The organism is Kitasatospora sp. NPDC101235 (assembly GCF_044767505.1).
GTDB lineage: Bacteria > Actinomycetota > Actinomycetes > Streptomycetales > Streptomycetaceae > Kitasatospora.
Genome location: NZ_JBIWNZ010000053.1, coordinates 12,348 through 26,119, shown reverse-complemented (window position 1 = coordinate 26,119; position 13,772 = coordinate 12,348). Strand labels below are relative to the sequence as shown.

The following is a 13,772-nucleotide window of genomic DNA, read 5'->3' as shown; positions in this document are numbered from 1 at the left end:
GATCAAGTGGGCACTGGACTACATGAACACCCGCTACGGCAGCCCGAACGCCGCCTGGAACTTCTGGCAGTCCCACCACTGGTACTAAGCCGACCCCTCGGCCGTCGGCAACACACCCGCGACCTTGACCACCCTCCCCCTCACCCCGGGGGCCGGACAGGGACCACCGGGATGACCCGAGAGGGCCCGTGCCCGCGCAATCCGCGTGGCACGGGCCCTCTCGCGGTCGTACGGACCCTCCGAGTGGATCCCCGAGACCGGCTTCCCTCACTGCTGATCGCTCCGCGAAGCGCGGGGCGATCAGCTTCCTTCACTGGAAGGAAGATCTGCCACTGCAGTAATAGTCCAATGATCGGACTTTAAGGGGCGTGGCATGTCGACCTGCAGACATGGCGCCGTGCTCCATATCGCGCGCATATCATTCGGGCGTGATCAAGGACACCGATCCTCTGGAGAATTCGCAGGCTGCTGATGTCGCCGGGAATTCTCTGCCGAGTCGACGCAATCTGCTCAGAACCACGGTCGCGGCAGTCGGTGCCGTGGGTTTTGCCGGCGCACTTGCGGACGGGCATGCCTACGCGGTCAATTCTCTGTCCGGTCCGGGTGCTCTTCGAGGCGGTCGGCACCATCCGCATCCTTCGCGGCCGTCGGGAGGCGCGCTCGATCCGTCGTCCGTACCCAAGTACCGGACGCCGCTGTTTCTTCTCGGTGAAATGCCCAGCGAGGGCCGGGGCTCCTACCGCATCGCGATCCGTCAGTTCCGGCAGCAAATGCTGCCGAGCGGGATGCCGGCCACCACGGTCTGGGGTTACGGAGCCGTGGGCCACCAGCAGTCATTCCACACGCCGGGCCTGACCATCGAAGCCCGTGTGGATCGGCCGGTCTCCGTGACATGGGTCAACGACCTCGTCACCTCGCGCGGCCTCTATCTGCCCCATCTGTGCGCTGTGGACCCCACGTTGCACTGGGCGAACCCTCCCGGCGGAAGGGCCGGGCGTGATTCGCGGCCCACCTTCTCGACCACTCCCGGGCCGTACACGGGGCCGGTGCCCATCGTGACCCATCTGCACGGTGGCTACAGCCGAGAAGAGAGTGACGGATACCCCGAAGCCTGGTACCTTCCGGCATCTCGTGATATTCCTCGTGACTATGCTCGCGTAGGCACCTATTACGATCGGTTCGCCGAGCAGTTCCGCGATCGTTGCGGTATCCGCTGGCGCCCCGGGTCGGCAACGTTCGCGTACGGCAATGACCAGCGCCCCGCAACTCTCTGGTACCACGACCACACTCTGGGCATGACGCGGGTGAATGTCTACGCGGGACTCGCCGGTCTCTACCTGCTGCGAGGCGGGCCTGCCGATCTCCCCTCGGGAGTACTTCCCGGGCCGGCGCCGGGGCAAGGCGGTGCGCACGGTGCTCACCCCTACGAAATCCCCCTGGTGGTTCAGGACAAGTCCTTCAATGCGGACGGGTCGATTTTCTTCCCCAGCAGTCGCGGATACTTCGGGGACACCCCGCCGGATGGTCCATGGATCCCCGACACCGATATTCCGCCGATCTGGAACCCGGAGTTCTTCGGCACCACGATGGTCGTCAACGGGAACACCTGGCCGGTACTCGACGTGGAACCGCGGCGGTACCGCCTGCGCATCCTCAACGCGAGCAATGCCCGTACTCTCATCCTGAAGATCGCGGCTGACGCCACAGCCCCCCGCCCCGTCAGCCCCGCATTGCCCTTCTGGCAGATCGGAAACGACCAGGGATTCCTGCCGGCCCCGGTCCAGTCGGATCGACTCCTGTTGGCCCCCGCAGAACGTGCCGACGTGGTGGTCGACTTCACCGGCACTCCGGTCGGCACCGGGCTCTACCTGATCAATGAAGGCCCGGACGAGGCGTACGGCGGCGGCGTGCCGGTCACCGACTTCACGCCGGCGGATATCACGACCACGGGGCAGGTCATGAAATTCACTGTCGTTCCCCTTGCCTCCACCGACACCAGTGTCCCGCCGTCACGGATCGTGCTCCCTCCGATCCCGGCGCTTCCCGAGAGCCGGACGGTCCGGAAGCTGTCACTCAACGAAGAGGACTCCGCGTACTTCACAGGCGCGCCCACGATGGACACGCTCGGCACAGTTACGCCAAGTGGCTCGGCCACCCCGCTCCTGTGGTCGGACCCGGTCACCGAGACGCCGGTGAAGGACGACACCGAAATCTGGGAACTGTACAACTTCACCCCCGACGCGCACCCTGTCCACATCCATCAGATCGGATTCCAGGTCCTCGACCGTCAAGCCATCACGGGCGGCGCATTGTCACCCCCGCAACCGGGGGAAGGCGGGTACAAGGACACCGTGATCGCATTGCCGAGCAATATCACCCGCGTCAAGGTTCGCTTCGGTCTTGCGGGACGGTACGTCTGGCACTGTCACATCATCGACCATGAGGACAATGAAATGATGCGGCCGTTGCAAGTACTTGATCAGCGCAGCCGTTGAGGTCCTTTCAGCGGTGATCACTCGGCGGCGGGGGTGAAGGAAGCGGGAGCCTGCGACCGGCTGCCCTGGTGACTGCGGTGCGCGTTTCCTGAGCACCCGTCAGCCGTGGACGCGGTCAGCGGACGGACGCTCCGCCGTCCACGGTGAGCAGGGCGCCGTTGACGTAGGAGGCCGCGTCGGACACGAGGAAGGCCACGGCCTCGGCGACCTCGCCGGGCAGGCCGACCCGGCCGGCGGGGGTCATGGCGAGGAGGTCGCTGCGGTCCTCATCGGCGAGCGAGGCCTGCACGCCTTCGGTCTCGATCACGCCCGGAAGGACGGCGTTGACCCGTACGCCGGCCGGGCCGTACTCGGCCGCCCAGATCCGAGTGAGCTGGTTGACCGCGGACTTGCTCGAACCGTAGGCGGTCGCCCCGACCACGGCCTTGTCTGCCGCGACGGAACTCACGTTGTCGAAGCCAAGGCCGACTTGCAGCGCATGCTCATGAGCATTCCGCTCACGGAAGAGGAACGCGCCGCCGTCGAGGACGGCCAGAGTGCCCTCGACCGCCTGCCCCAGCGTCTCGCCGAAGCGGCCACCCAGCCGACCGGACCCCGCGCGAGTTCCGCGCCGAATCCGGTCGCCCCCCTGCCCTGACTGTCCGATCACCACCTGACTCCACCGACCGAAAGTGCTGCCGACATGCGACCCGCCCTCTTCACCATCGACCTCCCCGGCCCGGGACGACTGAGCACCATGGCCAGACCCCGCGGTCACGACTGGCTTGAAGACGAGATGGCCGCGCTGAAGGACTGCGGCATCGACGTCCTGGTCTGCGCGCTCACCGCTCCCGAACTCGACGAACTCGGCCTCGCAGACGAACCCGGGGCAGCCGCGACGGCCGGGCTGCAGTTCGTCGCGATACCCATCCCCGACCAGCACCGTCCCCGACCGCACCACGGTCCTGCCCACCCTGCACGAACTCGCCGAACGGCTACAGGGCGGCGCACACGTCGTCACCCACTGCCGGGCCGGCATCGGACGCTCATCCCTCCTCGCGGCCGCACTCCTCGTCCTCAACGGCGTCGATCCCGACACCGCCTGGAAGCACATCGAACGAGCCCGCGGGCTCGCCGTCCCGGACACCGCCGAGCAGAGAGAGTGGACAACGGAACTGCTCGACCAGGCATGATGTCGACGAATCCGCGACGGCGACCACCCCGATCGGCAGCAGGGTGACCGCGCCGGGCCCCGGCAGCGCGCCGCAGGCCGCCGCCGGGCGTCACGCCCGCCGGCAGCCTGCCGCCCCGGTCGTGCTCGACCTGCGTCAGTGCCCACACCCGCAGTGCCGGAAACCGAAGTCGAGGGTGTGGTCGTTCTCGCCCGGCCCGCCGGTGGTCAGCACCCGCTCGGGATACCTTCCCCCCGGCGGGGCGATGCCCTTGGAGTTGATGAAGGGATCGTCACCGACGTCGTGCCTGGTGGGCACCCACCGGTACAGCGGGCCGCCCTCGGCGTAGTCGGACGGGTTGTCCAGCCGGATCGTGTACCTGGTGTGCGGCTTGAGGCCGCCGTCCACGTTCGAGTCGTCGAAGTAGTACTCGCCGCGTGCGGTCGTCCTCTCCGTTCCGACGAGCTTGCCCGACCCGTCGTAGAGGCGGACGGTGACGCCCGCCGCGGGGCGCTGGCCGGGCTTCTGGATGCCCGTGCGCTCGGGGTCGTACCAGACCCGGTTGCCGATCTGCAGCGGCGCCTGGTCGCAGAGCACCTCCAGATCGCCCATCGAGGCGCCCTTGCCGAACGGCGCGGGCACGTCCGCCGGGTTGAGCCGCAGTCCGGGCTTCGGGTCCGGCCTGCCGTCCGCCCGCTGGAGGAACGACGTCCCGTAGCCGAAGGCCGTGTTGTCGGGGTCGTACCCGGAGGTCCCGATGGTGGTCTCGACCTTGGACAGCGCCATCCCGGCGTAGTCCGCGTTGTGGTGGAAGCCGAACCGACTGGTGTCGAAGAAGCGGGTGCCCCGGGGTGAGAGCCCGCAACCGTTGTTGGTGTCCATCACGAAGGTGCCGTTCGCCGGGCAGGCCTTGTTCAGGTCACCGCCCGACAGCACCTCACCGACCGCGGCGCCCGCCGCCGCCTGGCCCGTCGCCCGGTCGGCGAGGCGGTCGCGGAAGGACAGCAGCATCGTGCCGTCCGTCTCGAAGCCGACCTCGCCCAGCTCCGGCTCCGGCTGGGCACGGTAGCCGGAGCAGGTCTGGCCGTTCTGCGTGGTCGGGTAGGTGTTCGTCCACGGGAACCAGCCCGCGCCGTCGCACGGGCCCGAGCCGACGGTCGACTGGCGCGGGTAGTCCAGCGGCTGGTCCAGCACGGCCTGGCGGAACGCGCCGGTGGCCAGGTCGAAGGGCAGCACGATCGCCCGCAGGTCCGACACCTTGCCCGTCGACTCGCCCGAACAGACACCGCCGAGGTAGCCGGTCCCGTCCTGGAGGCCCAGACCGAAGGGGCGCCAGTCACCCGCCGAGGGGCAGCCCGGGTCCGGGACGGGGTAGACGGCCTTCGGCGCAGACACGGTCGCCGCGGTGGCGTCGTAGCGGTACAGCTGACGGTCGTTGAGGTTGACGACGAACAGGTCCCTGCCGTCGTCCGTCACCTTGAGCCCGCCGAGGCTCTCCTTGCCCGGCACCGCCAGGAACGCGTCGTCCGTCCCCGGCCCGTGTGCCGTGCTTCCGGCGTCCGGGACGGTGGTGAACAGCGTGGTCCTCTTCTGCGCCAGGTCGGTCACGTAGATCCCGCCGGAGCCACCCGGGCCGTAGTCCGTGGTGCGCTTGGCCGCCGCCGAGGAGAACACCCGCCTGTCGGCCTTGTCCCACGCGATGCCGTACAGCGTGCCGGTCTGCGCGTCGGTGGCGATGTTCGTGACGTTCACGTCCACGCCGTCCTGGCCGCGCGCACCGTACGGGAACGACACCAGCGTGCGCTGCGCACCGCCCCCCCACGTGGTGTTCTGGCAGGTCGTCACCAGGGGTGCGTTCTTCTGGCAGTAGTCGCCGGGGCTCCACAGCCCCGTGGTGTACGAGATGTTCCTGCCGTCGGAGAGGTCGACGAACTCCTCGTTGGAGCTCAGCTGGTTCGGCGCGCCGTCCAGCCCCTGCCGCGAGGCGAAGGCGGGGAACAGCACGCCCGGCTTCGGATTCACCACCCGCACCCGGTACTTGCCGCTGTGTTCCCGACTCGGTGGTGGTGTCAGCGTCACCGTCCCGTCGGCCGCCGTGGTGCCCTCGACGTGGACCCGGTCCCCGCCGGTGAGCGTCACCTTCACGCCCGCCAGCCCCGGTTCCAGCGCGGGCGTCCACGCACCCGAGGCGTCCACGGCCCGGATCACCCGGACCGTCACCGTCCCGTCCCCGCTCTGCGGGAACGCCGCCGGCGCCGTCAGCAACCCGCTGCCGGCCAGCGCGACGGCGAGCACCGCGGCCCGCGCGACGCACGTCCTTCGTGTTCTCATCCCCACCAGGGCCCCACTCTCGTGATCAGCGGGCAGATGCCCGATCCGGACAGAGCCCCCAGGAGAGCGGCAACCGGTTCGTTCACGCCCCTGATTCGGGGCACATTCACTGGTGTGTGTGACGGGAAACGGGCCGGAAATCGCATCAAGTTCGGATACGGCCTCACAAGTTCGCGTGCGATCCCAGATGACGCGATGCCCCTGACACCCCACTCGCTTGCCCGCCCGGCCGTCCCGGCAGGATCCGGGGTTCAGCTCGTCACCGGCCCTGCCCGGTGACGAGTCCGACCAGGGAGCGCAGCAGGTGAACCGTGCGGCGGCCGACCGCAGGTCCGCGACCGTCCCGCGCACGGCACTCGCCCCGGTGCCGACAGGACCACCCGCTAGTCCAGGTCGGCCTGCCACAGGTCGGGGCCGAAGACCTCGTACTGGATGTCGCGCGGGGCGACCCCGCGGTCGATCAGGCTGCTGCGCACGGCCTGCATGAACGGCAGTGGCCCGCACAAGTAGTACAGGGCGTCCTCGGGCAGGTCGACCGCGGTGGGGTCCATCAGCCCGGGGAAGACCCCGTCCACCGGCTCATGGCTCTGCGCGCCCTTCTCGAACCACAGGTACATCCGCGCGTTCTTCAGGGCCAGGATGTCGCCCACCACCTGGCGGCGCAGCGGGAAGGACGCGTCGTCGACGTCGGCGTGCAGCAGGGTGACCGGCAGCCCGGACTCGGCCGCGACCAGGTGCGAGAGCATGCCCGCCATCGGGGCGATCCCGATGCCCGCGCTGGCGAACACCACCGGTCGCCCCGCGTCGTCCAGCACCACGTCGCCGTAGGGCAGCGACAGCGTCAGAGTGTCGCCGACCTTCACCGAGTCGTGCAGCAGCGTCGACATCTCGCCATCGGGGTCGGCGCCCTCGCCGCGCACCCGCTTGACCGAGAACTGGCGGTGCTCCCCGTCGTCGGCCCGGGTCAGGCTGTACTGGCGCGGCTGGAGCTTCCCGTCGGGCATCCGCATCCGCACGGTGACGTACTGGCCGGGCAGCGAGGTCTTCACCAGACGGTCGTCGACCCGCTTGACCACGAAGGTCACCACGTCGTCGGTCTCCTTGGCCTTCCGGACCACCTGCCAGTCCCGCCAGACCGTCTCCGGCCGGACCCCGCGGGCGCTGTACAGGCCGCGCTCCTGGTTGATCAGGGCGTTGGCCATCAGCCAGTAGACCTCGTCCCAGGCCGCGGCGACCTCCGGGGTGACCGCGTCGCCCAGCACGTCGGTGATCGCCCACATCAGGTTGTCGTGCACGATGCCGTACTGGTCGGGGCGGATCCCGAGCGAGGCGTGCTTGTGCGCGATCCGGCGGAGCAGCTGCTCCGGCACCCGTTCCGGTGTCTCCACCAGCGTCGTGGCGAACGAGGCCACCGAGCCGGCCAGTGCCTGCTGCTGGCGGCCGTGAACCTGTTGCCGCGGTTGAAGACGCCGTCCAGGAGCTCGGGATGCTCGCCGAACATGTGGGTGTAGAAGCGCTTGGCGATCTCGCCGATGTGCTCGGCGACGACCGGCAGCGTGGCGGTGATGACGGGCCGGGATTTGTCCGAAAGCACGGGACACTCCTGTGGGAAACGAGCGGTCGAACGTGGTTCGTGGGCGCGGGTGCTCGGCGGTCGCCGCCCCACCCGGGCTCCTCGGCCACGCTGCCCGTGCCGGGCCCCGGGGGCACGCCCCCGTGGCCATTCGGAGGACGGGCGCACCGGCCGGCCGGACCGACCTCGAAGCGGCCGTCCTCCTGCAATTCTGCCGCCTCGGAATCCGGGCCGCCCACCCGCTGGGCATCGTCGCCGTCCGCCCCGAACCCCGCCGGCCGGCCCTGCGCCTGGCCCCCCGGCCCCACGTCGTACGTCCCCGGGCCTTCGGACGACGCCGCGCCTCACAACGCAGGGCCCGGGTCGAACCGCCGCCGGAAGCGGGATACCGGTCACGCACCTTCCGCAGGCCGATTCCACACCGGTGCGGGGAAATTGGCCCGTTCCTCACCTGCCGCGGCGCCTCGTGGTGCATGATCGCAACGTGAGTACGTGGTGGGACACACGCCGCGACGCCCGGCTGGCAGAACTGGCGTCCATGCTGGAGTTCTTCGGCGCCGAACCGGTCGACGACCCCGGCGTCGGCGAACTCGCCCACGCCGCCGAGGCCCTTGCCGAGGAGTACCGCACCAGCGACCGCGGCCACACCGTCCACCGCACCGGCGACCTGCTGCAACAGGCCGCTACCGCGCTGCACACCGCCGACCGTCTGCGCGGCACCCTGATCCCCGTCGTCAACCACCACCTGCGCTGCGCCGCTGTGGCCCTGTCACACGCCCGCAGCTGCCTGCACGGCCTGGCCTTGCCGGCCGCCGGGACCGTCCCGCCCGCCTGATCCCGGCTCCGCCACGAAGGCGCCGGGCCGTCGGCCACACCTGCAACTGCGAGCACTGCTTCCACGGCGGCGCCTCCGCCGAAGACCAGTGCCCCCGGCTCAGAGTTCCTTGGTCATGAAGATGCGGCTGGTGCCGGACGGAATGCAGGGTACTTCTCCCAGGTGGTGCCAGCCGTGCCGCTGATAGAACTCCGGGGCTTGGAAGCTGATGGTGTACAGGACGGCGGCCTTGCACCCACGCGCCCTCCCTTCCTCCTCGGCCCGGCGCAGGATCCGGCTGCCCAGTCCTTGGCCGCGCAGCTCGGGTGGCAGGTAGAAGAGGTCGATGAACAGGAGCCCGAGGGATGTACGGCCGGACAGGCCCCCGAGGATCCGGTGGCGGCCGGGCTCGCGGACCAGGACGGCGAGGGGGCGCCGGTCGTCGATTCCCGTGATGCCGACGTTGAAGCGGTCCAGCGCGTCCGAGATGGCCGCCGTCTCGGTGCGGTGCGGGGTGTCGGTGAAGACGATTTCCACCGGCTCCGCTGCTCGGCCGGGCGGGCTCGCCGGCTCCGGTGCCGTACCGGCCACGGCGTCGGCGGCGTCCGCGAGCGGAGCCGGCGGGCTCGCGGCGTGGGCGTCGGGGGCGGTGCACAGGTCCTTCTTGATGAGTCGCACTGCCGGACGGTCTCCTTCGGATTCGGATGGTCTGCGCCGGGCGTCCGAGACGCTCTCGGCCGACCGGTCGGGACCGGTCGACGGGCGGCGAGCCTAGGTGGCCGCGGGTTCGGCGCGGGCCGAACCGTCCGTCGGGATACTGGGGGGCATGACGGCTGACAGTGCGGGCAAGGACGTCGGCGTCGACCTCGCCGCGGTGGCCCGCCTGCTCGCGGACGGTTCCCGGGCGGACATGTGCCTGGCATTGCTGGACGGCCGGGCCTGGACGGCCCGGGAGTTGGCCCGGTATGCCGGTGTGGCGCCCTCGACGGCCACCGGGCACCTGAACATGCTGGTGGGCGGAGGCCTCCTGGCCGAGGAGCGGCACGGCCGCCACCGGTACCTGCGACTGGCCGACCCCAAGGTGATGGCCCTGATCGAGAGCCTGGCCGAAGTCGCCCCGCGTCGCCCTCCCCGGCCCGCTTCACTGGGCGCGAGCGGCCGGACCAGGGCACTGGCCCGTGCACGGCTGTGCTACGACCACCTCGCGGGAATCCTCGGCCTGGCCGTCACCGACGCGATGGTCGACAACGGCCTGATCACCTGGGAGCCGGAGCCACGGCTCACCCCGGCGGGGGCGGCCTGGGCGGCCGAGAACGGCATCGAGCTCCCCGCCGCTTCGCGGCGACCCCTGGTGCGTTCCTGCCTGGACTGGACCGAACGCCGCCCCCATCTGGGCGGTGCCGTGGGCGCCGCGATCTGCTCGCGTGCCCTGGAGGCGGGCTGGGTCGTCAAGGTCGGTACGGGCCGGGCCCTCGCACTGACGGAACCCGGCCGTCAGGTGTTCCACGAACGCTTCCGGGTCCCGACGGACAGCCTTCCCGCGGGCCGGACCACGACCGAGCCGGCCGTCCGGTCCGGCCGCCGGTCGGCCACGGAGAGCCGGTGAGCGGGCGAGTTCTGTCCTCGAAACCGGCGGTGTCGCCCGAGCCCCCGCCCGCCGTTCGGGGCCGTGGCCGTCCGGGCACGGCGCCTGGCGGCCGAACGGACGCAGCACCCGGGTCGGTGTGCCGACACGGAGCAGTTCGTCGGCCAGGCCACGGGCGTCGAGCGGCACCGGCAGGTGCCCGACGATGCGCCGCTCACCTTGGAGGACGTCCGGGACATCACGAAGCGCACGATCGGCAATGACCTCGGGATGCACGACCCGCGGTGGCTCTCCCGGTTCCACAGCGACGAGCGGCAGGTGCCCCGCTACCGGCAGGGAAGGGTGTTCCTCGCGGGTGACGCCGCACACGTCCACTCGCCGGCCGGCGGCATGGGCATGAACACCGGGCTTCAGGACGCCGCCAACCTCGGGCGGAAACCGGCAGCCGTTGTGCACGGTTGGGCTGGTGACGCACTGCTGGACAGCTACCACGCGGAGCGTCACCCGGTGGGGCGGATGGTCCTGCGGGTCAGTCACGCGCTCCTCACGGCCGTTACCACCGGGTCTCCTCTGATCCGTACGCTGCGGGCCGCGCTGGCCACCGTCGTGCACCAGTCGACCGTGGTGGAGGCCCGTGCGTCTCGCGGCATCTCCGGCATCGGGATCACCTACCCCGCGCCCCGGGGCTCTCATCCGCTCGCCGGGCGCCGGGTTCCCGACCTCCGCCTGGCGGGGGAGCTGGCCCGGCTCTACGAGGCGCTGCGGGAGGGCAGGTTCGTGCTGGTGGGCTGCGATGTCGCCGTGGTCGCCGCGCCGTGGGCGGGGCGGGTGGTGACGGCCTCCCCGGCGACCAGCCTGCGCCCGACCCTGCTGGTCCGGCCCGACGGCTATGCCGCGTGGGCGGCCGAGGACCCCGACCCGGACGAGGTGCGCACGGCCCTGACGCGATGGCTGGGCGCGGTGGACCGCCGGGCGGCGTGAACGGGCCGTCGGTCTCCGAAGCGGATCCCGCTGGTTCCGACAGCGCCCTGGCGCGGCCGGCCGTTGGGCAGGACGGTGGCGAGGTGCTTCACGCCCGGGCGCGGGCGTCGGTGTGGTGGGCGTGCGGGTGTGGTGCCGCCTGCGGTTATGCCTGGGTCCCGGTGGTCTGCGGTGCGGTGTAGAGGATGGCGCGGGGCTGTACGGTCAGGTGCCGCGGTGCGGTGGGCAGGTCGCGCTGGACGGTGATCCGGTAGCGGATGGCCGTGTCGCCGTCGTGGGTGAGGATGCGGCCGGTGAGCGGGATCCGGGTGTAGAGGGTGCCGGTCTGCGAGTCCAGGTCCATGGGCTCCCAGCGCCGGGTCGCGTTGTCGAACCACTCCAGGCGGATGTCGTCGCTCTGGAGGTAGGGGCCGTGTTCGGGGGAGAGGACGAGGATCTGCTGGGCCTGGGCGAGGCGGGTGTCGTCGGCGTAGCGGACGGTGAACTCGTACGAGCGGTGGTCGGTGCCGATTTGGTGGGCGGGCAGGGAGTCGATCCGCAGGCTGCTGTCGACGGTGGTGGCCGATGACGACGACGAGTGCGAGGCCGAGGCCGCGGCCGCCGCGGGGGCGGGGGCGGTGGCGGCCATGGCCTGGCCGGAGACGCCGAGGGCGGCGGCGCCGGCGAGGAAGAGGGAGATCGTCGCGGTGGCGGTCCGTCGCATGGTCGTGCGGTTCATGTTTCTTCCTTCGGGGTCATCGGATGCCTGGCTGCTTTCGGCGCAGGCCGGAGGAGGGGGAGCTCTCCGTCGCGTTTTGTTTAACCTTCAACCAACATAATCCACCGTACGGGCCGCGGATTCGAGCGTCAAGCGATGGAGTGACGTCATCGTGATGGGCCAGGACGGGCACGAACGAATCCGCGCCGGTCTGCCCGTGTCGGTGGGTCGGACGACCTGCGAACCGGCTTGGAAGCCGGGCGCTTCACGACGGGCGGGGCCCGGGCGTGGTCGGGGTGAGTCGGTTCGCGCGTTCCAGGTCGGCGAGCAGGCGTTCGATGTCGGTGACCAGTGATCCGTAGACGTGCCAGGCACCCGGTTCGGCCAGCGTGCCGTGCCTGATCTCGTCGGTCATCGTCCTGTGCCAGGTCGTGGCGTCGTCGATCGCGCGGCGCAGCGGCCCGCAGAGGCTGTCGAGATCGGGGCCGGCGGCATGCCCGGGGGCGGCGAACGACTCCATCGCCCGCTCCGCCGTTTCCAGGGTCGCCGCGTACCGGTCGAGGAAGAGCCGGTTCAGGCCGTGACCGGCGTGGTCGTCGACGCTGTCGGCCAGTGTCCGTGCGATGCCCCGGACCTGGAAGGAGACCCGGTGCAGGGCGCGCAGCGCCTCGCCGTGGTCCGTCGGCTTCTGCTGTCCGTGGACGATGCACCGCGTGTTCCAGCGCAGGCTCTCCTGGCTCTGGCGTACGTCCTCCTGCGCCTGGAGTGCCAGGTCGTCGAGGTGCCTGCTCCGCTCCAGCCACTGGTGGGCGCGGTCGGTGTGCTGCCGCTCACGCAGTCCGCGGCCCATGTCGCCGAGCAGTTCTCCCATGGCCGAGGCGAGTTCGCGTACCGAGGTGTCGGAGGCGCGGAGGTGCACGGGCGGGAGGATGAGGGCGTTGACCACGATGCCGGCGGCCGCGCCGGTGAGGGTGGCCAGGGTCAGGGTGACGACGTGGCCCACGGGGACGGCCGTCGCCGCCGCCAGGGTGAGCGTCGCCGTCGAGGCGATCTGCAGGCGGCTGTCGGAGCCCCTGCGGCCTCCGGCGACCAGTGCGATGGCCGGGATCGCGGCGACGCTTCCCGCGGCCGGGCCGAGCAGCCACACGACGGCCACGGCCAGTGACAGCCCCCCGGCCCGGGCGGCCACGCTGCGCAGGGCCTGCGTCACCGATCGGTAGATGGTCGGGGCGTTGACCATGACCAGGGCGGTGGCCACGGCGAGGTACTGCTGTTGCCCGGGGAGCCACCACGAGGCGGCCTGCCAGGCCAGGAGGGCCGCGACGAGTCCCTTGACGCTGCGCGTGAGGACGGTGGTCGACCATCCCGGGAGCGACAACCGGGGTACGCGCGGCAGCCGCAGGGCGCGGCTCGGTGCTTCCCGCCACCGGACGATGGCGGCCGGACGCGGCGCGAAGGCCAGGGCTCTCATCTCTGTGCTCCTGCTCCGTCTGCTGCTCACTTGCTGCGGCGGTGTGCCCCGCCGGGGTCGGCCGGGCCGCTGAACGGAAGCGGCCGAGGCCGGGGCAGGGGCCTTGGGCGGGTGCCCGGCAGCAGGCACGACAGTTCGGCGTCCAGGTCGTACCCGTCGGCTTCCTGCCCGGCGGGTACCAGTCGGTGGGTGCGCTCCAGCCACTCGGCCACCACGTGGAGCGGGGCCCGGAGCCAGGCGGTCCCCTCCGGCGAGGAGAGGGCGAGGTTCAGTACCTCCTCATGGCCGACTGCTCCCGGCCAGACCTGTACGTCCCCTTGCCCGCTCGGTCTGTGCAGGCCCTGTGCCAACAGGTCGCGGGCGAAGACCCAGGGGACCCGGCCGTCCGCGTCGGTGTGGAAGACGATGCGCACGGCGAGCGGGTCGTAGGAGCGGTAGGACAGGAGGGTCGGCAGTGTGACCGGTTCTCCCGAGGGAAGCAGGAGTTCCATGTCGAGCATTTGATCTGCACAGCCGTTCACGGCATGACTCCCTGTGTGGGTAGTGCCCCCCTGGGTGGCGGGTGCGAGCGCCCCGGCCGTGGGCGTGGGGGGGGGGGGGGGGGGGGGGGGGGGGGCGGGCGGGGGGCGCCCGCCGGGGGGGGGGGGGGGGGGGGGGGGGGGGGGGGCGGGGTG

The 13,772-nt window shown here is 71.0% G+C and carries 11 protein-coding genes and 2 pseudogenes; 6 read left to right on the top strand and 7 right to left on the bottom strand.

Annotated features, from left to right (window positions below; translation table 11 throughout):
• Both ACIRRH_RS41800 and ACIRRH_RS41795 read left to right on the top strand, forming a co-directional pair.
• Positions 1-88 (top strand): annotated as a pseudogene (locus tag ACIRRH_RS41800) (lytic transglycosylase domain-containing protein); the annotation flags it as partial.
• A gap of 340 nt (positions 89-428) precedes the next feature.
• The gene (locus ACIRRH_RS41795) at positions 429-2,495 is read left to right on the top strand and encodes a multicopper oxidase family protein (RefSeq protein ID WP_403078502.1); all 2,067 of its coding nucleotides are present in this window, start codon (positions 429-431) and stop codon (positions 2,493-2,495) included.
• A 115-nt stretch (positions 2,496-2,610) separates the two neighbouring features.
• On the opposite strand, the gene ACIRRH_RS41790 is transcribed toward ACIRRH_RS41795, so the two are convergent.
• Positions 2,611-3,417, bottom strand: a complete 807-nt coding sequence (locus tag ACIRRH_RS41790; RefSeq protein ID WP_403078500.1) for an SDR family NAD(P)-dependent oxidoreductase — start codon at positions 3,415-3,417, stop codon at positions 2,611-2,613.
• Positions 3,418-3,439: 22 nt separating this feature from the next.
• On the opposite strand from ACIRRH_RS41790, the gene ACIRRH_RS41785 reads away from it, so the two are divergent.
• Positions 3,440-3,667, top strand: a complete 228-nt coding sequence (locus ACIRRH_RS41785) for a hypothetical protein (protein ID WP_403078505.1) — start codon at positions 3,440-3,442, stop codon at positions 3,665-3,667.
• A 135-nt stretch (positions 3,668-3,802) separates the two neighbouring features.
• On the opposite strand, the gene ACIRRH_RS41780 is transcribed toward ACIRRH_RS41785, so the two are convergent.
• Both ACIRRH_RS41780 and ACIRRH_RS41775 read right to left on the bottom strand, forming a co-directional pair.
• The gene (locus tag ACIRRH_RS41780) at positions 3,803-5,977 is read right to left on the bottom strand and encodes an SdrD B-like domain-containing protein (RefSeq protein ID WP_403078498.1); all 2,175 of its coding nucleotides are present in this window, start codon (positions 5,975-5,977) and stop codon (positions 3,803-3,805) included.
• A 383-nt stretch (positions 5,978-6,360) separates the two neighbouring features.
• Positions 6,361-7,571: pseudogene (locus tag ACIRRH_RS41775) on the bottom strand (FAD-binding oxidoreductase).
• 463 nt (positions 7,572-8,034) lie between these two features.
• On the opposite strand from ACIRRH_RS41775, the gene ACIRRH_RS41770 reads away from it, so the two are divergent.
• Positions 8,035-8,385 carry a hypothetical protein gene (locus ACIRRH_RS41770; RefSeq protein ID WP_403078497.1) on the top strand — a complete coding sequence of 117 codons (351 nt, stop codon included), beginning with the start codon at positions 8,035-8,037 and terminating at the stop codon, positions 8,383-8,385.
• Positions 8,386-8,484: 99 nt separating this feature from the next.
• On the opposite strand, the gene ACIRRH_RS41765 is transcribed toward ACIRRH_RS41770, so the two are convergent.
• Complete coding sequence (locus ACIRRH_RS41765) at positions 8,485-9,042, bottom strand: GNAT family N-acetyltransferase (RefSeq protein WP_403078496.1); 558 nt, start codon at positions 9,040-9,042, stop codon at positions 8,485-8,487.
• Between the two features lie 148 nt (positions 9,043-9,190).
• On the opposite strand from ACIRRH_RS41765, the gene ACIRRH_RS41760 reads away from it, so the two are divergent.
• Together ACIRRH_RS41760 and ACIRRH_RS41755 are read left to right on the top strand one after the other, a co-directional pair.
• Positions 9,191-9,970, top strand: coding sequence for an ArsR/SmtB family transcription factor (locus tag ACIRRH_RS41760; protein WP_403078495.1), 780 nt, complete (start codon positions 9,191-9,193; stop codon positions 9,968-9,970).
• Positions 9,971-10,033: 63 nt separating this feature from the next.
• Positions 10,034-10,930 carry an FAD-dependent monooxygenase gene (locus tag ACIRRH_RS41755; protein ID WP_403078494.1) on the top strand — a complete coding sequence of 299 codons (897 nt, stop codon included), beginning with the start codon at positions 10,034-10,036 and terminating at the stop codon, positions 10,928-10,930.
• 145 nt (positions 10,931-11,075) lie between these two features.
• Here the strand turns inward: ACIRRH_RS41755 and ACIRRH_RS41750 are convergent, their stop codons facing one another.
• The 3 genes from ACIRRH_RS41750 to ACIRRH_RS41740 all read right to left on the bottom strand — a co-directional run bounded on the left by ACIRRH_RS41750 (position 11,076) and on the right by ACIRRH_RS41740 (position 13,589).
• Entirely contained in the window at positions 11,076-11,648 is a 573-nt protein-coding gene (locus ACIRRH_RS41750; protein ID WP_403078493.1) for a hypothetical protein, read from the bottom strand.
• Positions 11,649-11,892: 244 nt separating this feature from the next.
• Complete coding sequence (locus tag ACIRRH_RS41745) at positions 11,893-13,098, bottom strand: aromatic acid exporter family protein (RefSeq protein WP_403078492.1); 1,206 nt, start codon at positions 13,096-13,098, stop codon at positions 11,893-11,895.
• Positions 13,099-13,124: 26 nt separating this feature from the next.
• Positions 13,125-13,589 carry an SsgA family sporulation/cell division regulator gene (locus tag ACIRRH_RS41740; RefSeq protein WP_403078491.1) on the bottom strand — a complete coding sequence of 155 codons (465 nt, stop codon included), beginning with the start codon at positions 13,587-13,589 and terminating at the stop codon, positions 13,125-13,127.
• Between the last annotated feature and the right edge of the window lie 183 nt (positions 13,590-13,772).